The following is a 25,725-nucleotide window of genomic DNA, read 5'->3' as shown; positions in this document are numbered from 1 at the left end:
GCTTTTTCTAATTATTATTTACAGCAGATTGAATATTTTGCTGTGCAGGTGTCGGCGCAGGGTCTGGTTGACTGGCGCTTGACGATGGTTGAGAAGGCTGCGGTTCAACAGATGACGATGGCGTCGGAGTCGATGAAGGAGCCTCACTGCTGACCGGTGGAGCAACAGTCGATGATTCCGATACACTTGTCTCTGAGCCTAGGCCACTGCTTGAACCAGTTGTACTGAAGTAGTTGTTGTAATACGAGCTTTGAACAGAGTAACTTGGTTGCATCGGAACTGATGTTGCCCCTTTAACATAGAGCTCATTTCCGATTCTCAGTACATCATCTGGCATAACCCAGTCTTCGTTTGAAACATTTTCTGAAGCATAGCTCATCATTTCGCGATAAACATCTTGAGCAATATATTCAGATTGACTAGTAATTGGCTTCATTCGGTCATCATAGCCTGCCCAAATGGACAATGAGAAATGAGGCGTAAAGCCAGTGAACATCACATCCGGTGAAATTGTCCCATAATGAGGGATTTTGGCCAATTCATCGGTTGTATAATTAGAGGTCCCCGTTTTACCAGCTTGGAACAGGTTAGGTATTTGCGCTTTGAAGCCCGTCCCTTTTGTAATCACATCTTTTAAGATATCGGTTATCATATAGGCGGTATAGGGCTCCATGGCTTTCTTGCCTTTATTTTCAAAGGTTTGTTCAGAGCCATCTTGATATTTAATCTTGTTAATGTAAAGCGGCTCGTTATAGGTTCCGCCATTGGCAAAGGCCGCATAAGCAATAGCCATTTTCTCGGTAGAAATACCATATTTCGTTCCGTCTTGGGTTTCTGTATTACTGGAAATAGCGTTGGCTTGCAGAATATCTTTGTATTGAATATTCAATTTCTTCAAGAACTTCGATACATTTTCAGGTCCTACTTCATTAAATAATTTCACCGCAGGCACGTTCCGTGAATCGTACAACGCCTGGCGAAGGGAAATATTTCCCTGATAGCTGTTGTCCCAGTTTTTAACTTCTGTTTTCGTTCCTTCATAATAGTACGGTTTATCATCGATTCGATCGGCGGTTGATTTTTGCAAATACTCAAAGGCGGGACCGTAATCAGTGATTGGTTTAACCGTGGAACCAAAGTCTCGATTGGTGTTTACTGCACGGTTCATTCCTAAGTAAACATCATCAGCAATATTCCGACCGCCGATTTGTGCCGTGACTTTCCCTGTTTTGCTGTCAACTAATGTTGCGGCAATCTGTAATTCTTCGTCAGGGTATTGAACGTATTCATCGCCATTTACAATCGAATAAAGTCGATTTTGGGCATCAGTATCCAGATTCGTGTAGATGTCCAATCCATCTGTATAGACATTTTTACCCGTTTTTTCTTCCACCTGAGCAATTACTTCTTTTACGTAATTATCAGCAACTTTTCTTTCTTCGTTATCCGTTTCTAGTGGTAACAGCCCTTGATCAATCGGTTCATTTGTCGCTTTATCATACTCGTCTTGAGTAATTTTTTTATTGTTCAACATTGTATAGAGCACGGTATCCCGGCGATCCTTTGCAGCTTCTGGATGCTTATAGGGGTCGTAGGAATTAGGCGCTTGCGGCATGCCAGCTAATAACGCGGTTTGTGCGATAGTCAGGTGCTGCAATTCTTTGCCATAGTAAGTTTCAGCGGCAGTTTCCATGCCGTAAAGTCCATTTGCCATATATACCTTGTTAATATAGTAGGTTAAGATCTCTTGTTTGGAATGCTTCTTCTCAAGCTGAATTGCCAACCAAGCTTCCTGCGCTTTTCTTCGCAAGGTTTGATCAGAAGCCTTTGTCGAGAAGAAAGATAGCTTAACCAGCTGCTGCGTTAAGGTACTTCCGCCTTGGAGACCGCCCTTATTTGAAATATTGTGGATCAGCGAACCCATGATTCGAACCGGATCTACACCATTGTGTTTAAAGAATCGACGATCTTCCACAGAGACGATCGCGTCATCTAATTCTTGAGGGATCTTAGTAGCGCTGACCTTTTCGCGTTTCTCAGCTCCTAGATCTTCAAAGATATTTCCGTCACTGTCATAGAGCTTAGAGGATACAGTCGCATCCAGTTTCTTTTCGCTTAAGGCTGGTGCATCTTTAACATAGAAGAAAAAGATTCCTATACCAGTAAGTAATACTGCACAAAGAAAGCCTACAATTGCAATCGCTATTTTCAACCCGATATGGCGATTTCCTTTCTTTTTTTGTGCAGGTTTAGGTTTCTTTCCTTGGGAAGCTCGCATTTTTTTCTGCGAACGTGAGGGATTAGCCATTTGATTAACTCCTTTTTTCAAGATATTGTTCCACCGCTGCCAAGTAAGGGATTCTCGGCGCAATTTGCGGTGTGATCTCGATACCAACAGTTTCGATTAATGCAAGTGGTATTGATTTTTTACCATTTTCCTGTTCATTCCAATAGTTTACCAGTTCTTGGGCAGAAAGAAAAAAGCAACGATTTAAGCTTGAAAACCACAGTAAAACAAAACAAATCGCATCTTGTCTCAAGCATTGCTGCATATGAGTGATTTGATGCTGGTGGAAATTTTTCAATGGGAAAGAAGTTTTGTTTTTTGTTTCCTTTGCTTCAAAATCTAGATAGTATCCACGATAAACCCCATTATAATCAGTAGTAGAAGGTTGTCTAAAATACGCTTCCTTAATCACTGCTGCGCTGCGTTTGGGGTAATCAACTTTAACGATCTGAAGCGGCGTTGGCTTTTTATGGATAACTGCCCTATCATGAGTTAAGTAGTATTCGTTGCTTTGATTGATTGCTTCTTCAAAGCGCATCCCGCGATTAGCAAACGTCGTCTCTTTTTTTAATGAGCGTTCTCGTGGATTCTTTTGTGAAAATAGCTGACCATTAGGGTAGTGAAAGGTCATTTTCATCACACTCCTGCTAGCTATTATAGCAAATTTTTTCGAAAGATATTTTATTTTTAAGTGAAAGTAAGGAAAATGCAATGAATGAAACAATACAGCGATTATACGTAACCGGATATCAAAGCTATGAGCTGGGAATATTCAACGAGAAAGATCCTCGTGTGAAAGTCATTAAGAATGTTTTAAAAAGAGAATTGACTGCACTGATCGAAAATGGATTGGAGTGGGTCATGATCAGCGGAAGTCTTGGAACGGAAATTTGGACTGGTCAAATAGTCAATGAATTGAAACAGGACTATCCAGAGATAAAGTTAGCCATTATTTTTCCCTTTGAAGGTTTCGGAAGTAACTGGAAAGAACACAATCAATTATATTTGAGTGAGCTGGTCCAAACCGCAGATTATGTGGATTCTGTCAGCCATCAGCCTTATCAGAATCCTGGACAGTTTAAAAATCATGTAAATTTTTTGCTGCAGCATACAGATGCAGCATTGATCGTTTATGATACTGAGTATCCTGGTAAAAGCAAATTTTTCTTAGCAGATGTGGAAAAATATCAAGAAAGAAATTCTTATGAATTACTTACGATCACTATGGATGATTTAGAAAATTCCTCAGACTTTGGGGATAGTGTTTGATTTCCTTTGATATATCAGCTAGAATATATAGGAAAGTAAATTAAGATTAGAGCTAATGAGGTGGAAAAATGGCGAATGTAATCTATACTCCTAATGATATTTTGGAGCAAGAATTTAAAACAAAAATGCGTGGCTACGATCCAATCGAAGTCGATGAATTTTTGGACAATGTAATTAAAGATTATGAAGCTTATAACAAAGAATTATTAACATTGAGAGAAGAAAACGATCGATTGAAAGCCAAAGTCGAACAACTGTCAAAAGCTCAGCCAGCACCTTCACGTGTGAAAGAAGCGGCGCCTAAGAGTTCAGCTGTTACGAACTTTGATATCTTGAAACGTTTATCAAATCTTGAAAGAGAAGTTTTCGGCAAGAAACTAGATCAACAAGCATCTGCTCAAACTTCTTCAGACTTCGGTCAAAGCTATACTCAAGATGAGAGTGATATCGAAAAAACTCGTCAATTTTAAATTTGAATGATGCAATTTTTGGGTGATCGCGGTCTGCTTTGCGCAGGCTGAGGAAAGTCCATGCTCGCACAGACTGAGATGTCTGTAGTGTTCGTGCTTAGCGAAACCATAAGCTAAGGTACTTCTTTTGGAGTAACGGCAGAAAAAAGGGCTAAGGAGTAATCTATGCCTGAGTATTCTTGAAAGTGCCACAGTGACGAAGCATTTTGAGAAATCAAAATGGTGGAACGCGGTAAACCCCTCGAGCGAGCAACCCAAACGATGGTAGGGGCGCTCTTTCTAAGGAAATGAACGATGGAAGAGACGGCATTTATGCCGGAGATAGATGATTACCACGACGATCACACTTCCCTGAGTTGATCGCCGTACAAAACATGGCTTACAGAAAATTGCAGCAATTCAGGGTGTGCCTTCCAACTTTGTGTTGTGAAGGTTTTTTTCAGTTCTGCTTTCTACGAACAAGTATAGATCACTGATTCTGTTGTTTGACAGGGTGAACGAACTTGCTCGTCGATTCTTAATTACTGTTTAACAGAGAAACAACTATTATGGAAAAGAAATAAAAAGGAGCTCTTATGGAAAAACAATATAATTTAATTGCAACGGCAGCCGCTGGTATTGAGGCATTAGTAGGGAAAGAACTAAGAGAATTAGGAATCGATTGTCAGGTCGAGAATGGCCGGGCGCGGTTCAAAGGGGATTTAGAAACGATTGCTACAGCAAATCTATGGCTGCGTACGGCAGATCGAGTAAAAATCATTGTTGATGAGTTCGATGCGTTTACCTTTGATGAACTATTTGAAAAGGTCAAGGCAATCCCTTGGGAAGATTTTTTACCGCTGGATGCTGAGTTTCCTGTGGCCGGACGTTCGATCAAATCAAAGCTTTATAGCGTTCCTGACTGTCAATCCATTACTAAAAAGGCGATAGTTGAACGTCTGCGTGGAGTCTATCATCGTCCAGCGCGAGTACCGCTTCCTGAAACCGGCGCATTATTTCAACTTGAGGTTGCTTTGCTGAAAGATCATGTGGTCTTGACTCTAGATACAACCGGACCAAGCCTATTCAAACGAGGTTATCGCTTAGAAAAGGGCGGAGCACCTTTGAAGGAAAATATGGCTGCTGCATTAGTCATGTTGACAAACTGGCGCAAAGATCGGCCATTCTATGATCCGGTTTGCGGTTCAGGAACTTTGTGTATCGAAGCTGCATTGATCGGTCATAACATCGCGCCGGGCTTTAACCGCGAGTTTGCTTGTGAAGCATGGGATTGGTTTGACGCTGCTGTTTTTGATAAAGTACGTACCGCGGCCGATGAAGCAGCGGATTATGATATCGAGTTGGATATCGCCGGTTCTGATATCAATGGTCGTATGATCGAAATTGCTCGTGCCAATGCAGAAGAAATCGGCTTAGGAGATTCAATTCAATTCAAGCAGCAGGCAGTTAAGGATTTTAATACTCAAAAGGATTATGGGGTGATCGTAGCGAACCCGCCTTATGGAGAACGGTTAGGAGAAGAAGAACAGGTTCGGGTACTGTACCGTGTGATGGGAGATGTTTTCCGTCCATTAAAAACATGGAGCAAATATATCCTGACGAGCGATTTGGCTTTTGAAGAGTTTTATGGAGCTAAGGCAACTAAGAAGAGAAAGTTATACAACGGAGCCATCCGTACAGATCTATTCCAATATTGGGGCGAACGTCCACCGAGAAAGCCGCGTACAGATGCAGAATAGTAAAATAGCAGCTATCCGTAATTATGCGCAAGATAAGCTGAGCAGCGATCGCAGCGGACATGATTTTTACCATGTGGAACGAGTGGCGAAAATCGCAGTGAAACTAGCCTGGCAAGAGCACGTCGCAGATACATTAATCATAGAAGCAGCTAGTTATCTTCATGATGTGATTGATGATAAGGTCGTTGCAGATGTTGAAGCTGAAAGAGAAAGCCTTAAAAAGTTTTTAAAAGAACTTGATTTTTCTAAGGAAAACACAACGGAAGTTTTTCATATTATTGAAAATATATCTTTTTCAAGGGAAATTGAAGAAGGGAAGGCTGAGTTGACTCCAGCTGGGCAAATCGTCCAGGATGCGGATCGGATTGATGCCTTGGGTGCCATTGGGATTTTGCGGACCGCTTATTACGGTGGACATACGCAAAGCCCTTTATACGATCCGAATATTTTACCACAGGACTTTAAAAGCAAACAGGAATATCGTCAAAAAAGTACCGTGATCAATCATTTTTATGAGAAGCTTTTTAAATTGCCGGCAGCGATGAATACGGAAGCTGGAAAAAAGGAAGCCCAACGCAGAGTGGAATTTATGGAAGACTTTTTAGAAACTTTTTATTCTGAATGGAATTTATCATAAAAGTGAAGGGAAAATGATCGGTTAAAAATAAAAAAATCCTTGGGACAAGACATATTATTTCCAGTGGACCTGATTTTCTCCTATAATATCTTATGGTTAGGAGGAACTCTGAATGCTGCATCGTGAATTCTTGAGTCCCGAAGAAGTTTTAGACAAAATGCCAAGATTGTCTGAAGGATTGTTTGCTATTCGCTGTAAACTTAAACATAAAACCTATCAGGTAATTTTATATAAATATCAAGAGGACTATTTCTTAGTGGAAAATCCCGCATTGATCAGTGTTTTGCTTGAAAAAGATCAAAGCTTTTTTGGAACGCCTGAACAACTATTGAATGAGATCGAAATATCGTTTGAGGAGAATAATTATCAGCCTGCTTCAAAAGAGTGGGTCAATTTAGACTTGAACACGTTGAAATTATTGAATCATGTAGAAATCAAATTCTTTGATTTGGAAGAATAACAGGTTGACCTGTTATTCTTTTTTTCTAAATTGCCGGAATAAATAGTAGACGTTGATGACTGTAAGGATTGCTCCTAAAGCAAATGGAACGATCAAGCGCCCTTGACTGTAGCCAAAGTTTTTTTGAAAACTTTCTGCTGAAGTAAGCGAGATGACTGTTCGACTATAGTTATAGACTTGATAACTGAAAGTTGTTAGGAAAACAGCAATCAAGGTCAAAGCAAAACGTCGATAATCACTATTTTTCATTCGTTTCGCAAAATAGAAAATCATATAGGCGACTAATAAAGCCGCGGGAACGCCAAATGCAAAAAGCGGATTAAGCATCTGAGATCTACCTCCTTAAAAAAATGGATTTGTTTTTATTTTACCACAATACTAAAAAAAGCCTTGCTGATTCGAATGGTCAGTAGCAGATTCTATCAATGAGGGAGTTTTATGAACAGCTATATTTTTCCAATCAAAGCGGCGATGATCACTTTTCCGTTTTTAGCGCTGCTTATTACCGCACCGTTTTTAATCTATTACTACCGTAAATATGGACAATTAGGAAAGCTGAGAAGTGTCATTTTATATTCCTTTGTTTTCTACTTGCTCTGCGCGTACTACTTGGTAATCTTGCCTTTGCCCAGTATAACCGCGGTGTCTCAAATGACTGGTCCGCGATACGAGCTTCATTTGTTCCAATCATGGCAGAACTTCGCGAATCAAACTGTCTTGCAGCTGAATAATCCCAGTACATATTTAGCTGCAATGAAGCAGAGTGTCTTTCTTGAGCCTGTTTTCAATATTTTTCTACTATTTCCATTTGGACTATATTGCCGCTATTATTTCAAATTTTCACTAGCTAAAACGATTGTGGCAGGCTTTTGCTTATCTTTATTCTTTGAGCTGACACAATTAAGCGGTCTGTATTTCATTTATCCGCGGCCCTACCGATTGTTTGATGTGAATGATTTACTGCATAACACACTAGGCAGTATTGTAGGCTTTGCCTGCGCGCCTTTATTTACCTTCTTCCTGCCAACGAGAAGCGAGCTTGATTCAGAATCATTAATTAAGGGGCAACAGGTTTCATTGTTGAGGCGTTTCGTGGCCATGATCATCGATTGGTTGGCTATCGGTTTTTTCAGTACTCTGCTAAGTTTTTTCAGCCAGGTATTTCCTGCAAGTATTCGAGAATTTTTAAGTGTTCCCACCATCAGTTTCACCTTGGAGGTCGTGCTTTATTTTATGCTCCTTATGTATGTGTGGAACGGTCAGACCTTTGGGAAAAAAATCGTTCGTATCAAGGTTGTAGAGAAAAACAGAGCACGTATTCGATTGTGGAGTCTCGTTAAACGCTACAGTGCATTTTATTTACTGCTTAACGGATTGCTGCAGATTTTTACTTTTACGATGTCCCATTTGCCAACCAATAATCACTCGATTTTTATTGCTTATGTCACATTCGGTTTTATGAGTTTAGGAATTTTACTTTTATTTCTATTCAACTTATTGTATGCTCTCATAAGAAGAAAAAACCGCCTATTCCATGATAAAGCGAGTCGAACGTATACGATTAGTACGTTAAAGAAAGAGGTATAACATGCGAACTTTTGAATCATTCAATCTCCAGCCATTTATTCTTGATGCTATCAAGGATAAAGGTTTTACTGAGCCGACTGCGGTTCAAGAAAAATTAATCCCCTTGATCAAAAAAGGGAAAAATGTGGTCGGACAATCACAAACCGGATCGGGGAAAACCCACACATTCTTACTCCCTTTAATGAACAATATTGATGCCGCAAAGGATGAGGTACAGATCGTCATTACAGCACCTAGTCGTGAGTTGGCAACTCAGATTTATCAAGCAGCGATTCAAATCGCACAGTTTGCGCCTGCTGAAATTCGTGTAACGAATTTTGTCGGCGGAACGGATAAGCAGCGTCAAATTGATAAACTGGGAGCACACCAGCCCCATGTCGCTATCGGAACACCCGGTCGAATCCTAGACATGATGAATGAACAAGCACTGAAAGTTCATACGGCAAACTATTTCGTTGTTGATGAAGCGGACATGACCTTAGATATGGGCTTCCTGACCGAAGTCGATCAAATCGCCGGTCGTTTACCCAAGCATTTGCAGATGCTGGTCTTTTCTGCAACAATCCCAGAAAAACTACGTCCTTTCTTATTAAAATATATGGAAAATCCGGTGATCGAAGAAATCCGATCAAAAGCGGTGATTTCTGATACGATTGAAAATTGGCTGATCTCGACAAAGGGCCAGGATAAAAATCGATTGATCTATCAATTGCTAACGATCGGACATCCATATTTAGCGATCGTTTTTGCCAATACGAAGCAGCATGTTGATCAAATCAGCGATTATTTGAAATCTCAAGGTCTAAAAGTTGCGAAGATCCATGGTGATATTTCCCCGCGTGAACGAAAGCGCGTCATGCGTCAGGTTCAAAACCTAGAATATCAATATGTAGTCGCAACAGATCTAGCTGCCCGCGGTATCGATATCGAAGGTGTCTCTCACGTCATCAATGCCGAAGTTCCGCAAGACTTAGACTTCTTTATTCATCGTGTCGGCAGAACAGGGCGTAATGGGTTATCAGGAACAGCCATTACACTGTATGGACCGAGTGATGAAAATGATATCAGCTTGATCGAAAAAATCGGTGTGACATTCCAACCGAAGGAAATCAAAAACGGTGAGATCGTTGATACGTATGACCGTAATCGCCGAAAAAAACGTGAAAAATCAAAGGATGAGCTAGACCCGACATTAATTGGTTTAGTAAAGAAATCTAAGAAGAAAATCAAACCAGGCTATAAGAAAAAAATCGATCGAGCAATTTCAGAGTCGAATAAGCAGAAACGTCGTCAAGCACGACGTCAAGATGAACGGACCGTTCGAAAAAATAAAAAACGCTCAAATTCTTAAAGAAAAGAACTTGTATCCAATTAATCGGATACAAGTTCTTTTTGCATTTTGACACAGGGGATACCGTCTTCTTCGAAAACAGCTGAAATCACTTGATACCCTCGTCTTTCGTAGAATGATTGCGCACTAAGCTCGGCTGAAAGAATTGAAAAGCGGCAGCCTTCGCGGATTGCTCGTCTCTCGATTTGATCCAGCAGCTTAGTTCCTAGACCTTGATCGCGATAGTCAGAATCCACACACAAGCGATCAGGATTTAACGTCTGCTGATCCAGCTTTTGATAACGGACTGTCGCAACAGGCAGCTCTTCATCAAAGAAAACGAGATATTGCCGCTCTGGTGTATCCAGCTGATCAAACTCCAATCCCGGTGAAATATTTTGTTCTAAAACAAAAACTTGATAGCGCAAATAAAAGGCGGCAGCCTGCAGTTCTGGCGAAGCGCCAAAATATTCCTTCATCTTTTTCCTCATTTCTTTATGATAATGGTATAATTCTAGCATATGAGTGTTGGAGGAGGCAGAAAGATTTATGAATTTATTAGATCAATTAGACTGGTCCTATTGGAAGCGACTGAATCCTAAGGAGAAGCGTACATTATTAAGCCAGTTGTTGCTTCATTTTGTAAATCCATTGATGAAAATCTCAGATATTGAATTGAAGGATTTTGATTTATACGGCATTAAGTGTCAGACCTTTCAGTTGCTAATCGATGAAGAGGAATTTGTTTTTATTCCTGGAAACAAAGATGCGATTTTAGGCTGGAATTTAGGTACAAAGGGCCTATCTTTATTAGAAACAGCACCAAACTCTCAAGAAATTACGATTCCTCAGGATTTGCGCGGACAATATAACTTTTTTGACGTGGATTCACTGGGGGAATTGATCAATGATAAAACGACCAGCTTGCGGAAAGTCAAAATCCCGCCGATGTTCGTCCAACGTTATGCGTTACCAGCTGGAACGAATTATTTAGGAATTTATGACTCTGTGACAGGCAGCTTTTCAGGCGAAGCCGATCAATTTTCAACTTATGAAGAAGAAATCAAAGAGGTGTTATCGCCTAATCTAACACCGGAAGAAAGCATGACTTGGTCATTTCCAAAAAATGTCCTGAAGGAGGATCGCTGGTATATCGAGATGGTTCCTCATTCGGACAGTTATCATGTTTTTAGTCACGAAAAGCATACCTATACCAGCCTGCGGAAAAAAATTCGGAAGAAAAATTTTGATCTATTGACTGAAGATCAGTGGGAATACGTGAATGGCGCAGGCAGTCGTCGATTATTCCGATGGGGGAATGATCTAAACGTTGCCGATCCCTATCGCGGAAAAAAGGTACGTAAAATGATGGAGCAGGCGAATATGTTTGGCTTATTTTTTGATACATCGATGGAACGCTTCGAAATTACCGAAGATCCAGGTGTTCTCAAATTGACGAATAAGAAAAATCACGTAGGAATTCCAATCGTTGATTTTCTACCGTTATCAAGTTATTTCAGCAATACTACTGCGATGCTCCATGAAGAGGTCTTATCACCTAGCGAGTATCTATACCGCAAGGCGATTTTAATCAAGATCTAGTTTGACTTTTGACAGACTTTTTTCTATACTCTTAAAAGGATATGGTTTATTCCTTACGCTTCTACAGAAAGTGCACGATTGTTGAAAGCTGCACGTTGCGAAGAATAAATTGCTCCCGATAATTTTGATTGAAAAATCAACGCTGCTCAGCGTTAGCGAGCTGAAGAGGTAATGATCAAACTATCATTGCAATCAAGGTGGTACCGCGAGTTTTCGTCCTTGACTGCAGTGGTAGTTTTTTATTTTTTTGAGAAAAGAGGAGAACAGATGAAAAAATTATCAAGCGCTGAAGTGCGCCAAATGTTTTTAGATTTCTTTAAAACGAAGAACCACATGATTGAACCAAGTGCATCTTTGGTGCCGGTTAACGATCCAACATTGCTATGGATCAACTCAGGTGTAGCAACGATGAAAAAATATTTTGATGGGAGTGTTGTACCTGAAAATCCACGGATCGCTAATGCGCAAAAATCAATCCGTACGAATGATATTGAAAATGTTGGGAAGACAGCTCGCCATCATACGATGTTCGAAATGCTGGGGAATTTCTCGATCGGCGACTATTTCAAAGTGGAGGCGATCGAGTGGGCATGGGAATTCTTGACATCACCGGATTGGATCGGCTTTGATCCAGATAAATTATATGTAACTGTGTATCCAGAAGACAAGGAAGCAAAACGCATCTGGTTAGAAGAAGTCGGCATTCCGGCTGATCATGTAGTTGAAATTGAAGATAACTTCTGGGACCTTGGTGCTGGTCCGAGCGGTCCTGATTCAGAAATCTTTTATGACCGGGGAGAATCGTTTAACGATTTGGCGGAAGATGATCCTGAAAACTATCCTGGTGGCGAAAATGAACGCTATCTAGAAATCTGGAACTTAGTGTTCTCCGAGTTCAATCATACGCCGCAAGATACGTATGAACCACTGCCTCATCAAAACATTGATACGGGTATGGGACTGGAACGGATGGTTTCAATCATACAGGATGCTCCTACCAACTTTGAGACAGACCTGTTCTTGCCGATCATCGGTAAGGTTGAAGAATTGAGCGGAAAAACATATGGTTCTGATAAGCAGCTGGATATTTCGTTCAAGGTAATCGCTGACCATATTCGTTCGTTAGCGTTCGCAATCGGTGATGGTGCACTTCCTTCCAATGAAGGTCGCGGATATGTATTGCGTCGTTTGTTACGTCGTGCCGTTATGCACGGCAAGAAATTAGGAATCGACGAAGCTTTCCTATACAAGCTTGTCCCCGTTGTCGGTGAAATCATGGTGAGCTATTATCCCGAAGTGAAGCAGCAAGAAGCATTTATCGAAAAAGTTGTCCGCACAGAAGAAGAACGTTTCCATGAGACGATCAATGACGGCTTGACGATGCTGAATGGTGTATTAGCAGAATTAAAAGCCAAAAATGAAACTACTTTAGATGGTAAAGTGATTTTCAAGCTTTATGATACATTTGGATTCCCAGTGGAACTGACTGAAGAAGTTGCTGAGGATGAAGGCTTGAAGGTGGATCACGAGGGCTTTGAAGTAGAGATGCAGGCTCAAAAGGAACGGGCACGTGCAGCACGTACGACAGAAAAATCTATGGGTGTACAAACAGCTTTACTAGGTGATATCAAGGTCGAAAGCCAATTCGTCGGCTATGATCAGTTAGAAGTCGAAAGTGAATTACTTGTCATCTTACAGGACAATGCGATGGTTTCTGCTGTGAATGACGGCGAGGCTCGATTGATTTTTGCTGAAACGCCTTTTTACGCTGAAATGGGTGGACAGATCGCAGACAAAGGAGTTCTTGTTGATCACGGAGGCAGGATTATTGCCAATGTAACCGATGTGCAAAAGGCACCGAATGGACAGGCTCTTCACACTGTGGAGGTTCTCGCTTCGTTAAAAGAAGGAGAAAGCTATTTCCTACAAGTAAATGCGGCATTCCGCAATAAGGTAATCAAGAACCATACTGCAACACACGTCTTGCACAAAGCATTGAAGGAAGTCCTGGGGGATCATGCAAATCAAGCAGGGTCATTGGTCACAGATACGCATTTACGATTTGACTTCACACACTTTGGGCAAGTAACCGCGAATGAGCTGAAGGACATGGAAAAAATCGTCAATCAAAAAATCTGGGAGGCAATTCCAGTCGTAACAATCGAAACAGATATCGATACCGCGAAAAATATGGGTGCGATGGCGTTATTCGGCGAAAAATACGGCCATGATGTTCGTGTCGTAAACATTGGCGACTGGTCGATCGAACTATGCGGCGGAACACATGTGATCAACACTGAAGATATCGGCTTATTCAAGATCGTTTCTGAATCAGGTATCGGTGCCGGGGTTCGTCGCATCGAAGCTTTAACAGGGAAAGAGGCCTATGAAGCATTCCGCGAGGAAGAAGAGCAATTGATGCAAGTGGCCCAAATTGTGAAATCTCCGCAAATCAAAGAAGTGGTTAGCAAAACAGAGCAGCTGCAGCAGCAATTGCGGGAACTGCAAAAGGAAAATGAGCAATTGGCAACAAAATTGGCCAATCAACAGGCGGGCGATGTCTTCAAAGAGGTGAAAGAGGTCAACGGTACGACAGTGATTACTGCACAGGTTAATGTAAAAGACATGAATCAGCTGCGTCAGTTAGCGGATCAATGGAAGCAAAAGGCTTTGTCTGACGTTTTAGTCCTTGGAACGGTACAGGGAGAGAAAGTAAATCTGCTTGCAGCAATGAGCCCAGCAGCAAATGAAAAAGGCTTGAAGGCGGGCGATCTGATCAAAGCGATTGCACCGAAAGTTGGCGGCGGCGGCGGCGGTCGTCCCGACATGGCGCAAGCTGGCGGAAAGAATCCAGCCGGGTTAACCGATGCATTAGCAGAAGCTGTTAACTGGTTAGCATAATGTAAGATAAGTTTGGCAGACAGCATCTATAAGGTGCTGTCTTTTTATGAGAAAACAACTATTCATCAGCGTGTTTCTTTTATTACGAGGGCGAATTCGGTATAATTCAAATGAGAGAATTTATTTTTTTGAAAAGAGGGGACCATTTGGGAATTGTTGAACAAATTATTTTTCTGATTTTTATTGTCAATGCCGCAGGTGCGATTATTACTGTTTTTCGTAAGCCGCGGAATATTACAACGATCTGGGCCTGGTTATTGACCCTGATTTTTTTACCTGTGATCGGATTTTTGATCTATGCTTTCTGCGGTCGAGGGATTGATGGCGAAACTATGTATCGGTTTGAACAAGAGGATGAGCAGCGAGTGAAAGAGATCAATGAAATCATCCAAGAGGACAACCGCCATGTTGAGCATAATGAGCCGGATCAACTGTACCCAGCTGCAAAATCCTTGGTGAAGTACTTCCAGAACTTAGATGAATCACCAGTAGCAGTTCGCAATGATTTGACGTTTTTCTTAGATGGAACGGATAAATTTGAGCGTTTGTTTGAGGATCTCAGGAATGCGCAAAGCACGATTCATGTGGAATACTATGCGTTTTTTAATGATCGCATCGGGAATCGTTTTATGCGGATTTTAGAAGAAAAGGCTGCCCAGAATGTAGAAGTTAAAATGATCTATGATCCATGGGGCTCGCCTAAAACAAACAAAAGGTTTTTTGAAACGCTGATCAAAAATGGCGGAAAGGTTACTCCTTTTATTACATCGAAAAATATTTTGGCGAAAACCCGCTTGAATTATCACTTGCACCGTAAGATCGTAGTAATCGATGGTCAGATCAGCTGGACTGGCGGCTTCAATGTTGGGGATCAATACCTTGGCGAATCGAAGCGTTTCGGCCGATGGCGTGATACTCACGGTCGGATCGAAGGGTCTGCGAGCTTTACTCTGCAGGAGATCTTTATTCGCGACTGGAATGCTTCAGTAGCCAATAAAGCAGATCGCATGAGCTATTTGCCAGAATACTTTGTTTTGCCGCAGAAAGAAATTGAAAAAGGTGTCGCGATGCAAATCGTGGCAGATGGACCAGACTCCAGTGAACAGATTATCAAGGACGGCTTTGTCCGTTTGATCTTAGCTGCGGAAAAGAGCGTTTGGATCCAAAGCCCTTATCTTGTGCCAGATGAAACGATGATCTCAGCTATTCTGATTGCAGTACGCTCCGGAATCGATGTTCGAATCATGATCCCGAATATGCCTGATCATCCATTCATTTATCGGGCAACGCAATATTACGCTAATTATTTGCATCAACGCGGAGTAAAAATTTATCACTATGCCGACGGCTTTATTCATTCTAAAACGATCGTGGTGGATGATGAGCTGGCTACCTTTGGTTCGACCAATCAGGATATTCGCAGCTACGAACTAAACTTCGAAGTCAGCAGCTTCATCTATGACCCGGAGATCGCACAAGTATTCCGTAAGATTTTTGAAGATGACATGAAGGAATGTATTGAATTAACTGATGAAATGATCGCGAATCAATCACACTGGTTGAACTTCAAACAGCGTTTTTCCCGCTTGTTATCACCAGTCTTATAAATTTTTTCGCAAACATTGGCGGGCAAGATTGTCCGCTCCTTTATTTTTAGCTTCTGGAATCCATTGCAGCACTAAAAGCGGGAACTGCGAAGCTAATTCATTAAACTCTGATAAATATGGCTGGAAGAGCTTGTTTTTTGTTTGGCCTTGGTCTAAAATTTTTATTGCGGTTTTACTATCGGAATAAAGCAAAACAGTGTGATCATTTAGCTTATGATCGATCAAATAGCGCAGAGCATAGAGAATCACAGCCAGCTCTGCTTGATGATTGTTGTTTTCTGCTATTGGAATTGAAAGCTGCTGCTGCTGCTCTTCAGAAATAATTAAGATGCCGCCGCCGCTTTTTTCCAGGTTTGTTGCGGCATCAGTATAAACTTTTAACATAATGACCATCCTTTTTAGAGTAGGAGTATACGAATGAAGAAAAAACGCTATTTTTGGCAGCCAGAGTTATCGATCAGTATTATTTACTGGTCACTGACTTTTATTGTCCTTTTTTATGGCTTAATTTTGACCTTGGAAAAAACGCATCCGTATTTTCAAGGGAATCTCATTATCGGAATATCGATCGTGTTTGCTGTCGTTGGCCTTCATCGGTATCTTATTTTGGAGGACGCAGGAATAAAGGTGCGTTACGCTCGACTTTCGAGACGTGAGACGCTTCTTCGCGAGCACATTGATTATTTGGTCCTTTGCAAAGATGGGGTTATTATCCAGCGAAAAGGGCTCAGCGGAGCAACCTTTCATTTTGCTATGCGGCGAAAAAGAAAAGAAGCCTTTGTAAAAGATTTTGCTGCCTTTTATCCTGAAATTGAAATCAAAGAAAACGAAAAGATCAGCCGTGACTGATCTTTTCGTTTTTTACGAGTCCAACACCTCAGCGGATTCACCAAGGAAGAAAGCTTTAGCTGGATCGTATGCCTAACGATAAGCTAAACTATTTTTACGTTTTTCTAGCTGGAAGCCAGCTTTTTCACATGAGCTGCCTGCATGCCGCGGGCACCTTCAACAATTACAAACTCAACCTCGTCACCAGGATCTAAAGTTTTGAATCCATCATTCTCAATAGCGGTGAAATGTACAAAAACCTCTTGATTTTCTTCATAGGTAATAAAGCCATACCCTTTTTTCTCATCAAACCATTTAACAATGCCACTATTCATCACGCAACACCCCTTTGCAATTGCTGGTTTTATTATACGTGAAGGAAACAAAAATTGCGAATCAATAAGATTACCGAATCTAAGTGGTGTTTTTCTCAAGATAATTCGTTATAATAGGTAGGAACGAATAAAAAAGTGTGTTTTTCTGAATAACGTTCGGGAAAGGGAGTTTTTATGAAAACTGATATCGAAATATCTCAAGCGGCGACTTTAGCACCAATTACAGAAGTTGCAGAAAAAATCAACTTAACTTTTGACGATCTGGAATTACATGGGAAATATAAAGCAAAGATCGAATTTGATGCTTTAGAAAAAATGAAAAAGAATCCAGAAGGAAAATTGATTCTGGTAACGTCTATCAATCCAACTCCGGCAGGCGAAGGAAAATCAACCGTAACGATCGGTTTAGGTGACGCCTTAAATAAAATCGGCAAGAAGACAGTGATCGCTTTGCGCGAGCCTTCATTAGGACCAGTGATGGGCATTAAAGGCGGCGCAACTGGCGGCGGATTCGCACAAGTGTTACCGATGGAGGACATCAATCTGCATTTTACTGGAGATATGCATGCGATCACAACAGCGAATAATGCGCTATCGGCTCTGCTGGATAATCATCTTCATCAAGGAAACGAGCTTAAGATCGATGCTCGTCGAGTTATCTGGAAACGAGTGGTGGATTTGAACGACCGCGAGCTTCGTCACATTACCGTTGGATTGGGCGGGCCAATCAATGGCGTCCCACGTGAAGACGGCTTTGATATTACAGTCGCTAGTGAAATTATGGCAATCTTGTGTCTGGCGACAGACATCGAGGACTTAAAACGCCGTCTGTCGAATATCGTTGTAGCCTATACCTTTGATCGCGAGCCGGTAACGGTTGGTGATTTGAGAGTAGAGGGAGCATTAGCGCTTGTTCTTAAGGATGCGATTAAGCCGAATCTGGTTCAAACGATTTATCAAACACCGGCCTTTGTTCATGGTGGACCGTTTGCGAACATCGCTCACGGCTGCAACAGTATTTTAGCTACGCGAGCTGCTTTGCATTGCGGCGATTACGTAGTGACTGAGGCGGGCTTCGGAGCTGATCTTGGCGGTGAAAAGTTCCTAGATATCAAAGTACCAAGTCTAGGAAAAGCACCAGATGCAGTCGTGATCGTTGCAACGATCCGCGCGTTGAAGATGCATGGCGGTGTTGCGAAGACTGATTTGAGCGCTGAAAATCTTGATGCTTTAAAGGAAGGCTTCAGTAATTTGGCAAAACATATTCGAAATATGCGTAAGTATGGCTTGCCAGTCGTTGTCGCTATCAATGAATTTATCAGCGATACGGAAAAAGAAATTACCTTGTTGAAAGAGCTTTGCCAGCAAGAAGATGTAAAGGTTGAATTGGCCAGCGTTTGGGAAAAAGGTCCAGACGGTGGAATCGACTTGGCAAAAACGCTGGTTGAGACGATCGCAGACGAAGAAGCGAGTTTCCATTCGATCTTCAATCGCGACCATGACGATCTAACGGAGAAGGTTGAAACGATTGTCCGTGAAATTTATGGCGGCAATGAAGTCATATATAGTAAAAAGGCACAGCAGCAGCTAGCTAGCTTTAAGAAATACGGTTGGGACCGCCTGCCTGTTTGTATGGCGAAAACCCAGTACTCCTTATCAGATGATCCAAGTAAACTAGGGGCACCGATTGATTTTGATGTAACGATTCGAGAATTTGTACCAAAAATCGGAGCTGGGTTTGTCGTGGCACTGACAGGAGACGTAATGACTATGCCGGGCTTGCCTAAAAAGCCGGCAGCTTTAAACATGGATGTCGACGAAAAGGGCAACGCGATCGGTTTATTCTAAAATGTGCAAAAAGAGGAATCACTCCTTCAATCGAGTGCTTCCTCTTTTTTTTGAATATTCTAAGCCGATTTCTGCATATTTTATCGAAAATATACAGAAATATTTATAAAAAACCATTGACTTGTATAAACACTCCACGTATAATCATCAGAAATAGTACCGTTCTAATCGTATTATTATTCAAATCCAAGGAGGGGGTAATATGAAAGTTTCGATTATCGGAGTGACGGGATACAGCGGGATTGAGCTAGTTCGGCTCTTACTGCAGCATCCAAAAACAGAGATCGTCTCGATCCACAGTCATTCTCAAAACGGCAAGGAGATCGCTGAATACCTGCCGCATCTAAAGCAATTATTAGACCTTCCTTTAGAGCCGATCAACCCAGATGAAATCATGAAGCGAGCAGAGCTAGTCTTTTTTGCGACCCCTTCAGGAATATCTAAGGAGATCGCAACGGCTTTTGTGAAGGCAGATTTTCCAATTATCGACTTATCAGGTGATTTTCGATTAAAAGCGGATGGTCAATACGAAAAATGGTATAAAAATTCAAGTGCTCCTTTTGACTTTCTCCAACATGCTCATTATGGACTAGCTGATTTTTATTCAAAGCCTGACTCAAAGCTGATCGCGAATCCCGGCTGTTACGCAACGGGCACCCTATTATCGCTGGCACCTTTGGTTGAGGAAGGGTTGATTGAGACAGATTCAATCATTGTCGACGCGAAATCAGGCTTATCGGGAGCAGGTAAAAACTTGTCTGAATCTAGTCATTTCGTAAATTGCAACGAAAATATGACACTTTACAAGATGAATAGTCACCAGCATATTCCTGAAATTATGCAGCAATTGCAAAAATGGGATAAGACGATTCCGGCGATTCAATTTTCTACTTCATTGATTCCGGTCACACGAGGGATTTTTATCACAACTTATGCCAGAAGCAAAGAAAAGCTGACCCAAAAACAGATTTGGGATACCTATAATCAATTTTATCGAGAAAAACCCTTTGTCCGAGTGCAGGATCAGCATGTGTATCCTAACCTGCGGCAAATCGTCGGTTCAAACTACTGTGATATCGGCGTGGCTTACAATGAAGTGACCAATATCATCACAGTGGTAACCGTGTTAGATAATTTGGTGAAGGGGGCAGCCGGACAGGCGGTCCATAATTTGAATCATTTAGCGGGATGGCCGGAAACGACTGGCTTGAACCTTGTACCTATTTACCCATAAAAAATGTCGGAGTGTGAAACGTATGCAAATCATCGAAGGAACGATCGCCAGTCCCAAAGGCTTTTACGCCGCTGGCTTACATGCAGGTTTAAAGAAAGAAAAGAAAGATCTAGGAGTTATCTATTCAGAGGTGCCGGCTAATGCTGCGGCGGTTTATACGACCAATCAAGTAAAGGCAGCACCGATTTATGTCACGAAAGAAGCGATGACGGATCAGAAGCTTCAAGCAGTAGTAGTCAATTCTGGTGTAGCAAACGCTTGTACTGGAAAAATCGGGTTAGAAAACGCCAAAAAAATGCAGGCTCTCACAGGGGCACATTTGAAGATCGATAAAATGAGTGTAGCGGTCGCTTCTACTGGTGTCATCGGAAAACAACTGCCGATGGAAACAATCGAGGCTGGGATTAGTCAAATTGATCTGCAAGATCAATTTGACTATGCATTTCATGAAGCGATCTTAACGACTGATACAGCAACCAAAGAAATCATAGTGACAGAAGAAATTAACGGACAAACAGTAACTATGGCTGGTGTTGCAAAGGGTTCTGGTATGATTCATCCCAACATGGCGACCATGCTGGCCTTTGTCACAACCGATGCGCAAATATCAGAGGAGCTACTGCAGGAGATTTTAGCTGACAAAACAGAAACGACGTACAATCAAATCACAGTCGATGGAGATACCTCAACCAATGACATGGTCTTAGTTCTTGCGAACGGCCTGGCGGAAAATCCGGTGATTGAAAAAAATACAGAAGCTTATGGAAAATTTGTCGCAATGTTCCAGTTAGTCAGTGAAACACTGGCAAAAATGATCGCAAAAGATGGCGAAGGTGCGACTAAATTGATTGAAGTTCAGGTTGTCGGCGCACTCAATGAAACAGAAGCACGGTTGGTGGCGAAAAAGGTCGTTGGTTCCAGTTTGGTGAAAACGGCGATGTTCGGTGAAGATCCTAATTGGGGAAGGATCATTTGTGCGGTAGGTTACGCCGGCTCACATACTGATCCAGAAAAAATCGATATGTGGATCGGCGATCAGCAATTGCTGAAGCATAGTCAGCCGCAGGAATTTGATGAGATCGCGATGAAGCAGACACTGGAAAAAGAAAAAATCTGTATCACCGTTGATTTGAATATCGGGACACAAAGCGGAAAAGCCTGGGGATGCGATCTAACGTACAAATACGTCGAAGTGAACGCCTTGTATCATACTTGATGACTAGAAATATAACCAGAAATGAAGGAGCAATGGATTATGGGGAAAATTGTTGTAAAAATCGGCGGAGTAGCGAGTGATAATCTAACAAAGAAGTTTTTTGAACAGATCGAATCATGGCAAGCCTATGGTCATGAGATCATTATCGTCCACGGCGGCGGTTACTATATCACTGAAATGATGGAGCAGTTGAACATTCCGGTGACAATAAAAGAGGGCTTGCGTGTAACGACCGAACAGGCGTTGAAAATCACTCAAATGGTGTTGATCGGTCAGGTTCAGCCAGCTATTACCACCTTGTTCCAGCAGCAGGGATTTGCAACGATTGGACTCAACGCTTCCAGCGACAATATGATTCAAGGAGAATTTATTGATCAGGAGAAATTAGGCTATGTCGGCGAAATCACAGAAATCAATCCTGCAGCTATCGAAAGCGTCCTGCATAAAAACTATATTCCGATCATCGCTCCGTTAGGCATGACTAGTTCGGGACAATGGTTAAACGTAAATGCAGATGACACTGCCTGCAAGATTGCCGAAGAGCTTGGTGCAGAGGCGTTGTACCTACTAACAGATGTACCGGGTGTGAAGCAAGCTGGTGAGTGGCTTGAAACTATCTCAATCGCTGAAGTAGCACAGCTAAAAGCTGAAAAAGTGATCACAGGCGGGATGCTTCCTAAATTGGATAGTGCCATCAATGCTTTGGAGAACGGTGTCTCAGAGGTTCATATCACAAATTGCATTGAAAAGACAGGTACCGTTATAACAAAGGAGGGGGTCCTTGTATGAGCCATTTATTTCCGAATTATGCACGAGATGAAATCGATTTGGTTGACGGCTCAGGAAGCTATGTTTTCGATCAAAATGGAACAAAGTATTTGGATTTTATGAGTGGGATCGCAGTCAGCAATCTTGGGCATCACAATCCCCAAGTAATGCAGGCTTTAGCTGAACAAGCGAGCAAGATTTGGCACAGCTCTAATTTATATACGAACAATCTGCAAGAGCTTGTAGCTGAAAAATTGACCATGGGCAAAGACTATCTGGCCTTTTTCTGTAATAGCGGGACCGAAGCTAATGAAGCGGCCATCAAATTAGCCCGGAAAGCAACCGGCCGCTCAAAAATATTGAGCTTCGAGCATTCCTTTCACGGCCGAACCTATGGCGCGCTGAGCGCGACAGGACAACCAGCCTTGCAAGCCGGATTCTTTCCCATTGTCGCGGGCTTTGAGTACCTGCCATACAATCAGCTTGAGCCTTTAAAGCAGCAGCTGGATGAAAATGTCGCGGCAGTAATGCTGGAAGTGATTCAGGGAGAAGGCGGAATCATCCCGGCAGACAAAAAATGGCTTCAGGCAGTCGCAAAATTATGCAAAGAAAATGGCAGCCTGTTGATTATTGATGAGATTCAAACTGGAATGGGAAGAACAGGAACCTTTTTCGCCTTTGAAGCTTATCAAATCGAGCCAGATATCATCACACTTGCTAAAGCACTGGCTAATGGCATTCCAGTTGGTGCTATGCTGGGAAAAAAGGAATTAGCTGATTCTTTTGGACCAGGTTCCCACGGCACGACCTTCGGAGGAAACAATCTAGCAATGAGCGTAGCTGACACGGTAGTTAGTGAAATCAATCAACCAGAATTTTTGGCAGCAGTTACGGAAAAAGGCAATTATTTGATGGAAGAATTAACAAAGGTGACAGAGGCTTCAGAAAAAGCAGTGGCTATTCGCGGCAAGGGGCTTATGCTGGGAATCGAACTGAATTCGGCTGAGACTCTGCAGCAAACGATTCAGGACTTGAAGGCAGAGAAATTATTAGCGATCAAGGCTGGGATAAATGTCCTCAGATTATTGCCGCCTTTGACAATCAGCCAAGAAGAACTAGCAGCCGGTGTTGAAATTATTCGATCGGTCCTGCTTGGATAGATTAAATTAATAGGATTTCGAATCAAAATACGTAAAAAATCCTCACTGTTTTTAAAAATAGTGAGGATTTTTTGCGTATTTTATTAGGAAAACCAAATAGTTCAAATACAAGAAGAAATTATTTTGCTATTTTAAACCTTAATACCCCTTGCTAAATCAACGTTTCACCTGCTACCGATCATTATATTTAATAACAAATTAACTTTTAGGGATGAAAGCGATTCAAAAAAGAGATATGGTTTATTCGTAACCATTATGTACGAATCATTATCAAGTAAGAAAATCAACGACAACAGTGGGATGCTGTTTGTCTTCAACGGCAACGCGCGCAGCAGTTGAAGATAAAGAGCGGATACTTTAACATATAGCCTATTTTATTAACTATGAAAGGAGGAAAAATAATGAACGAGCATTTATTGAATGAACGCCAGCTGTTTTGCCTAAAGCGTAAAACAATCGAAAAACGGGTCAATGAATACTTTCAATTAACAGGAGATATCAAGGAAGTTCTAGAGATTCTGCTTGTGCTGCAGGTACGAGAAGAGCTGACAGAAGACGACTTTTCACTCATGCTGAAGGGTCTTGTTCGGCATATTTTCTTGAAGATGAAGAGCAGCCGCCTTTTGCGCCGCTTCTATATTTTCTTTGAGGAATACTTTGACTCAAAGGAATGGAAAATACTGTCATTGAAATTATTTACCATAAAAACATTTGTTACTGGAAAGCTGAAAAAACTGCAAAAGCTATTCAGCAGAATATCTTTGGAAGGATTAGTGGGCTCATGAAGCTGATTGGTGGCAGTATCTTTGAGCTAAAAATTTCCAATAAACAGGAAGAAAGGAGGAGGGCTTATTAAGAAGCTGAAAAAAAACAGATTGGCGTTAAAATTTGAAAAGAGCAACGGAAAGCTCCATCGCTTCAGCATAAGAAATCTAAATCAAGAACTTTCACCAGAGGCGATCAAAGCAGCCTTGGAAAAGCTAGCGATCGTTGACCTATTTGAAAAAGACGGTGTCGGTTCCTTCAAGAAAGCAGTTGGGGCAAAGCTGATCGAAACGACCGATACTATGTTCTACGATGAAAATGACGAGGAGCTAAATACTGCAGCCTTGCAAAGAGCTGCTGCTTTGAATCATGGAGCTGAAAAAAAGGAAGTCCTGATTCGAATACCGGAAGACCTTATCATTACAGCAGAAAATCCAGAACCTGGGATCTTGATTCGGAAAATCGAGCTGCCGGCAGGAATCGATCCGCAAGATTTAGATGATGAGCAAACAGCTTCTTTGCTGAGCGCTTGCTTGCCTGAGAATCCGCAAATAGAAGACGCTTGGCTTGAGGATAATGTCTTTACGCTGATTGAAATAATCGACCGTTAGATAATGATCGTCAGTGCACAATTTTTTAGAAGCAAAAGCAATTATTTAATCGAATAGCTGCTGATTCATAAATCCAATGTTGGTAGTCAGCAGGTATTCAGCAATAACTGGCCAGTTTATTGTGATTATTTTAATAGTGGTATTTTTTAAGCCTGCTGATTCAGCGGGCTATTTGGCATGAGGTCTTTTCAATAAGACATTCTTTTACATTTGACTCCATTTGAACACCTACTTTTGCTTTTTTCCTGTAGCTAAGACTTTCCTTGCTGCTTTTTTTCACTTATACTGGAGCTATCGCATTGGAATCTTTCTGTTTGTTTATGCGAAACGGAGATTTTCAAAGAAATCTTTTAGAAGGAGCAGCTGAATGGGAGAAAGGGCAGACATTTTTTTAAGCACATTTAATCGAATCGAAAAGGAATTGAAGCGTCAGTTGGGCAATCCTGTCAATATGAGCTTTAGTGAAGCGGTTCGGCGGCTGTCAAAGCGTCGCGACAACTTGATCGGTGAGAGTGAAAATGATTTGCTACAGCTGGCACAGCTGAGAAATGCCATCGTTCATGATCAGGTGGCCGATGATTTTGTGATCGCTGAACCAAATGAGTGGGCGGTTGAGCGGATCAAGCAGATTGAAGAAAATTTATTACGGCCAGAAAAAGTGCTGCCGCGTTTTGGGAAAAACGTGACCGGCTTTGAACGAGATCTGCCATTAGTCGAGCTCATGAAGATTATTACGGAAAAGCGCTTTTCTCAATTTCCGGTTTATGACTCGGGAAAGTTCATGGGGCTGATCACTTTACGCACGATTGGTTTTTATTTTGCCCAGGCTAGTTTAAGCGGTTCAGTGAGTCTGAAAGGCCGGATCGCGGAGGATTTACTGCTGGCAAATGGAAAACGAGCCAATTTTAAATTTATTTCGAAGGATACGAAGGTTTCTGAAGTTGAAAAGATGTTCCAGACAGAAGCTGTCCTAGAAGCAATCCTAATCACCAAAGAGGGTAATTCAGACGGTAATCTGCTGGGGATCATCCGGCCGAGGGATATTTATAGTCAAGAAGGGGAGCAGTAAGC

General features: G+C 41.7%; 25 protein-coding genes and 1 other RNA gene. 20 read left to right on the top strand and 6 right to left on the bottom strand.

Translation table 11 applies throughout. From position 1 onward, the window contains the following. Positions 1-7: 7 nt before the first annotated feature. Entirely contained in the window at positions 8-2,308 is a 2,301-nt protein-coding gene (locus tag JZO85_RS00320; RefSeq protein ID WP_207106507.1) for a PBP1A family penicillin-binding protein, read from the bottom strand. A 4-nt stretch (positions 2,309-2,312) separates the two neighbouring features. After that, positions 2,313-2,918 carry a Holliday junction resolvase RecU gene (recU, locus tag JZO85_RS00315; RefSeq protein ID WP_207106506.1) on the bottom strand — a complete coding sequence of 202 codons (606 nt, stop codon included), beginning with the start codon at positions 2,916-2,918 and terminating at the stop codon, positions 2,313-2,315. Positions 2,919-2,998: 80 nt separating this feature from the next. Between recU and JZO85_RS00310 the strand changes: the two genes are divergently transcribed. The 6 genes from JZO85_RS00310 (at position 2,999) to JZO85_RS00285 (ending at position 6,862) form a co-directional block, all read left to right on the top strand. Then, on the top strand, positions 2,999-3,556 hold the full coding sequence (locus tag JZO85_RS00310; RefSeq protein WP_207106505.1) for an SLOG family protein: 558 nt from the start codon (positions 2,999-3,001) through the stop codon (positions 3,554-3,556). Between the two features lie 68 nt (positions 3,557-3,624). Beyond that, complete coding sequence (gpsB, locus tag JZO85_RS00305; RefSeq protein WP_207106504.1) at positions 3,625-4,026, top strand: cell division regulator GpsB; 402 nt, start codon at positions 3,625-3,627, stop codon at positions 4,024-4,026. Positions 4,027-4,040: 14 nt separating this feature from the next. Beyond that, an RNA gene (gene rnpB / locus JZO85_RS00300) (RNase P RNA component class B) lies at positions 4,041-4,413 on the top strand. 188 nt (positions 4,414-4,601) lie between these two features. Then, positions 4,602-5,765 (top strand): THUMP domain-containing class I SAM-dependent RNA methyltransferase, encoded by a 1,164-nt coding sequence (locus JZO85_RS00295; RefSeq protein ID WP_207106503.1) that lies wholly within the window; start codon positions 4,602-4,604, stop codon positions 5,763-5,765. Continuing rightward, positions 5,755-6,402: an HD domain-containing protein gene (locus JZO85_RS00290; RefSeq protein ID WP_207106502.1), complete on the top strand. Its 648-nt coding sequence runs from the start codon at positions 5,755-5,757 to the stop codon at positions 6,400-6,402. The genes JZO85_RS00295 and JZO85_RS00290 overlap by 11 nt, the downstream gene beginning before the upstream one ends. A gap of 112 nt (positions 6,403-6,514) precedes the next feature. Continuing rightward, positions 6,515-6,862 carry a hypothetical protein gene (locus JZO85_RS00285; protein ID WP_207106501.1) on the top strand — a complete coding sequence of 116 codons (348 nt, stop codon included), beginning with the start codon at positions 6,515-6,517 and terminating at the stop codon, positions 6,860-6,862. Positions 6,863-6,874: 12 nt separating this feature from the next. Here the strand turns inward: JZO85_RS00285 and JZO85_RS00280 are convergent, their stop codons facing one another. Beyond that, entirely contained in the window at positions 6,875-7,189 is a 315-nt protein-coding gene (locus JZO85_RS00280) for a hypothetical protein (RefSeq protein WP_207106500.1), read from the bottom strand. Positions 7,190-7,300: 111 nt separating this feature from the next. Between JZO85_RS00280 and JZO85_RS00275 the strand changes: the two genes are divergently transcribed. Together JZO85_RS00275 and JZO85_RS00270 are read left to right on the top strand one after the other, a co-directional pair. Next, on the top strand, positions 7,301-8,449 hold the full coding sequence (locus JZO85_RS00275) for a VanZ family protein (protein ID WP_207106499.1): 1,149 nt from the start codon (positions 7,301-7,303) through the stop codon (positions 8,447-8,449). A 1-nt stretch (position 8,450) separates the two neighbouring features. Then, complete coding sequence (locus JZO85_RS00270) at positions 8,451-9,800, top strand: DEAD/DEAH box helicase (protein ID WP_207106498.1); 1,350 nt, start codon at positions 8,451-8,453, stop codon at positions 9,798-9,800. Positions 9,801-9,820: 20 nt separating this feature from the next. Here JZO85_RS00270 and JZO85_RS00265 read toward each other — a convergent pair whose 3' ends face one another. Beyond that, positions 9,821-10,258, bottom strand: coding sequence for a GNAT family N-acetyltransferase (locus JZO85_RS00265; protein WP_207106497.1), 438 nt, complete (start codon positions 10,256-10,258; stop codon positions 9,821-9,823). Between the two features lie 70 nt (positions 10,259-10,328). Here JZO85_RS00265 and JZO85_RS00260 point away from each other — a divergent pair, with 70 nt between their 5' ends. From JZO85_RS00260 to cls, 3 genes are all read left to right on the top strand, one after another. Next, positions 10,329-11,381 (top strand): DUF7278 family profilin-like fold-containing protein, encoded by a 1,053-nt coding sequence (locus JZO85_RS00260; protein ID WP_207106496.1) that lies wholly within the window; start codon positions 10,329-10,331, stop codon positions 11,379-11,381. 267 nt (positions 11,382-11,648) lie between these two features. Further along, the gene (gene alaS / locus JZO85_RS00255; protein WP_207106495.1) at positions 11,649-14,282 is read left to right on the top strand and encodes an alanine--tRNA ligase; all 2,634 of its coding nucleotides are present in this window, start codon (positions 11,649-11,651) and stop codon (positions 14,280-14,282) included. Positions 14,283-14,428: 146 nt separating this feature from the next. Continuing rightward, positions 14,429-15,889 (top strand): cardiolipin synthase, encoded by a 1,461-nt coding sequence (gene cls, locus JZO85_RS00250; RefSeq protein ID WP_242550133.1) that lies wholly within the window; start codon positions 14,429-14,431, stop codon positions 15,887-15,889. Here the strand turns inward: cls and JZO85_RS00245 are convergent. Beyond that, positions 15,884-16,273 carry a ribonuclease HI family protein gene (locus JZO85_RS00245; RefSeq protein WP_207106493.1) on the bottom strand — a complete coding sequence of 130 codons (390 nt, stop codon included), beginning with the start codon at positions 16,271-16,273 and terminating at the stop codon, positions 15,884-15,886. The two genes, cls and JZO85_RS00245, sit on opposite strands and share 6 nt — an antisense overlap. A gap of 33 nt (positions 16,274-16,306) precedes the next feature. Between JZO85_RS00245 and JZO85_RS00240 the strand changes: the two genes are divergently transcribed. Further along, the gene (locus tag JZO85_RS00240; protein ID WP_207106492.1) at positions 16,307-16,738 is read left to right on the top strand and encodes an EbsA family protein; all 432 of its coding nucleotides are present in this window, start codon (positions 16,307-16,309) and stop codon (positions 16,736-16,738) included. A 104-nt stretch (positions 16,739-16,842) separates the two neighbouring features. Here the strand turns inward: JZO85_RS00240 and JZO85_RS00235 are convergent, their stop codons facing one another. After that, the gene (locus JZO85_RS00235) at positions 16,843-17,052 is read right to left on the bottom strand and encodes a cold shock domain-containing protein (RefSeq protein ID WP_207106491.1); all 210 of its coding nucleotides are present in this window, start codon (positions 17,050-17,052) and stop codon (positions 16,843-16,845) included. 174 nt (positions 17,053-17,226) lie between these two features. Here JZO85_RS00235 and JZO85_RS00230 point away from each other — a divergent pair, with 174 nt between their 5' ends. The 8 genes from JZO85_RS00230 (at position 17,227) to JZO85_RS00195 (ending at position 25,723) form a co-directional block, all read left to right on the top strand. Continuing rightward, a complete protein-coding gene (locus tag JZO85_RS00230; RefSeq protein WP_207106490.1) occupies positions 17,227-18,900 on the top strand; it encodes a formate--tetrahydrofolate ligase in 1,674 nt (557 codons plus the stop codon). A 202-nt stretch (positions 18,901-19,102) separates the two neighbouring features. After that, on the top strand, positions 19,103-20,134 hold the full coding sequence (gene argC, locus JZO85_RS00225) for an N-acetyl-gamma-glutamyl-phosphate reductase (RefSeq protein WP_207106489.1): 1,032 nt from the start codon (positions 19,103-19,105) through the stop codon (positions 20,132-20,134). Between the two features lie 22 nt (positions 20,135-20,156). After that, positions 20,157-21,350: a bifunctional glutamate N-acetyltransferase/amino-acid acetyltransferase ArgJ gene (argJ, locus tag JZO85_RS00220; RefSeq protein ID WP_207106488.1), complete on the top strand. Its 1,194-nt coding sequence runs from the start codon at positions 20,157-20,159 to the stop codon at positions 21,348-21,350. Between the two features lie 39 nt (positions 21,351-21,389). Continuing rightward, a complete protein-coding gene (gene argB, locus JZO85_RS00215; protein ID WP_207106487.1) occupies positions 21,390-22,139 on the top strand; it encodes an acetylglutamate kinase in 750 nt (249 codons plus the stop codon). Next, on the top strand, positions 22,136-23,278 hold the full coding sequence (argD, locus tag JZO85_RS00210; protein ID WP_207106486.1) for an acetylornithine transaminase: 1,143 nt from the start codon (positions 22,136-22,138) through the stop codon (positions 23,276-23,278). Before argB ends, argD begins: the two co-directional genes overlap by 4 nt. 401 nt (positions 23,279-23,679) lie before the next feature. Beyond that, positions 23,680-24,063, top strand: coding sequence for a hypothetical protein (locus tag JZO85_RS00205; RefSeq protein WP_207106485.1), 384 nt, complete (start codon positions 23,680-23,682; stop codon positions 24,061-24,063). Between the two features lie 90 nt (positions 24,064-24,153). Beyond that, positions 24,154-24,654, top strand: a complete 501-nt coding sequence (locus tag JZO85_RS00200) for a DUF2922 domain-containing protein (protein WP_242550132.1) — start codon at positions 24,154-24,156, stop codon at positions 24,652-24,654. 367 nt (positions 24,655-25,021) lie between these two features. Then, the gene (locus JZO85_RS00195; RefSeq protein WP_207106484.1) at positions 25,022-25,723 is read left to right on the top strand and encodes a CBS domain-containing protein; all 702 of its coding nucleotides are present in this window, start codon (positions 25,022-25,024) and stop codon (positions 25,721-25,723) included. Positions 25,724-25,725: the final 2 nt, after the last annotated feature.

Origin of the sequence: Candidatus Enterococcus murrayae (genome assembly GCF_017315985.1) — a bacterium.
In the GTDB taxonomy this organism is placed as follows: Bacteria; Bacillota; Bacilli; order Lactobacillales; family Enterococcaceae; genus Enterococcus_A; species Enterococcus_A murrayae.
Note: the sequence above shows the minus strand (reverse complement) of the source record. Positions and strands in the feature narration are given on the sequence as shown.

Bases quoted from the DNA above. Each gene is read 5' to 3' on its own strand.
- JZO85_RS00320 (WP_207106507.1), bottom strand. From the start codon at position 2,308: ATGGCTAATCCCTCACGTTCGCAGAAAAAAATGCGAGCTTCCCAAGGA.
- recU (WP_207106506.1), bottom strand. From the start codon at position 2,918: ATGACCTTTCACTACCCTAATGGTCAGCTATTTTCACAAAAGAATCCA.
- JZO85_RS00310 (WP_207106505.1), top strand. From the start codon at position 2,999: ATGAATGAAACAATACAGCGATTATACGTAACCGGATATCAAAGCTAT.
- gpsB (WP_207106504.1), top strand. From the start codon at position 3,625: ATGGCGAATGTAATCTATACTCCTAATGATATTTTGGAGCAAGAATTT.
- JZO85_RS00295 (WP_207106503.1), top strand. From the start codon at position 4,602: ATGGAAAAACAATATAATTTAATTGCAACGGCAGCCGCTGGTATTGAG.
- JZO85_RS00290 (WP_207106502.1), top strand. From the start codon at position 5,755: ATGCAGAATAGTAAAATAGCAGCTATCCGTAATTATGCGCAAGATAAG.
- JZO85_RS00285 (WP_207106501.1), top strand. From the start codon at position 6,515: ATGCTGCATCGTGAATTCTTGAGTCCCGAAGAAGTTTTAGACAAAATG.
- JZO85_RS00280 (WP_207106500.1), bottom strand. From the start codon at position 7,189: ATGCTTAATCCGCTTTTTGCATTTGGCGTTCCCGCGGCTTTATTAGTC.
- JZO85_RS00275 (WP_207106499.1), top strand. From the start codon at position 7,301: ATGAACAGCTATATTTTTCCAATCAAAGCGGCGATGATCACTTTTCCG.
- JZO85_RS00270 (WP_207106498.1), top strand. From the start codon at position 8,451: ATGCGAACTTTTGAATCATTCAATCTCCAGCCATTTATTCTTGATGCT.
- JZO85_RS00265 (WP_207106497.1), bottom strand. From the start codon at position 10,258: ATGAAGGAATATTTTGGCGCTTCGCCAGAACTGCAGGCTGCCGCCTTT.
- JZO85_RS00260 (WP_207106496.1), top strand. From the start codon at position 10,329: ATGAATTTATTAGATCAATTAGACTGGTCCTATTGGAAGCGACTGAAT.
- alaS (WP_207106495.1), top strand. From the start codon at position 11,649: ATGAAAAAATTATCAAGCGCTGAAGTGCGCCAAATGTTTTTAGATTTC.
- JZO85_RS00245 (WP_207106493.1), bottom strand. From the start codon at position 16,273: ATGTTAAAAGTTTATACTGATGCCGCAACAAACCTGGAAAAAAGCGGC.
- JZO85_RS00240 (WP_207106492.1), top strand. From the start codon at position 16,307: ATGAAGAAAAAACGCTATTTTTGGCAGCCAGAGTTATCGATCAGTATT.
- JZO85_RS00235 (WP_207106491.1), bottom strand. From the start codon at position 17,052: ATGAATAGTGGCATTGTTAAATGGTTTGATGAGAAAAAAGGGTATGGC.
- JZO85_RS00230 (WP_207106490.1), top strand. From the start codon at position 17,227: ATGAAAACTGATATCGAAATATCTCAAGCGGCGACTTTAGCACCAATT.
- argC (WP_207106489.1), top strand. From the start codon at position 19,103: ATGAAAGTTTCGATTATCGGAGTGACGGGATACAGCGGGATTGAGCTA.
- argJ (WP_207106488.1), top strand. From the start codon at position 20,157: ATGCAAATCATCGAAGGAACGATCGCCAGTCCCAAAGGCTTTTACGCC.
- argB (WP_207106487.1), top strand. From the start codon at position 21,390: ATGGGGAAAATTGTTGTAAAAATCGGCGGAGTAGCGAGTGATAATCTA.
- argD (WP_207106486.1), top strand. From the start codon at position 22,136: ATGAGCCATTTATTTCCGAATTATGCACGAGATGAAATCGATTTGGTT.
- JZO85_RS00205 (WP_207106485.1), top strand. From the start codon at position 23,680: ATGAACGAGCATTTATTGAATGAACGCCAGCTGTTTTGCCTAAAGCGT.
- JZO85_RS00195 (WP_207106484.1), top strand. From the start codon at position 25,022: ATGGGAGAAAGGGCAGACATTTTTTTAAGCACATTTAATCGAATCGAA.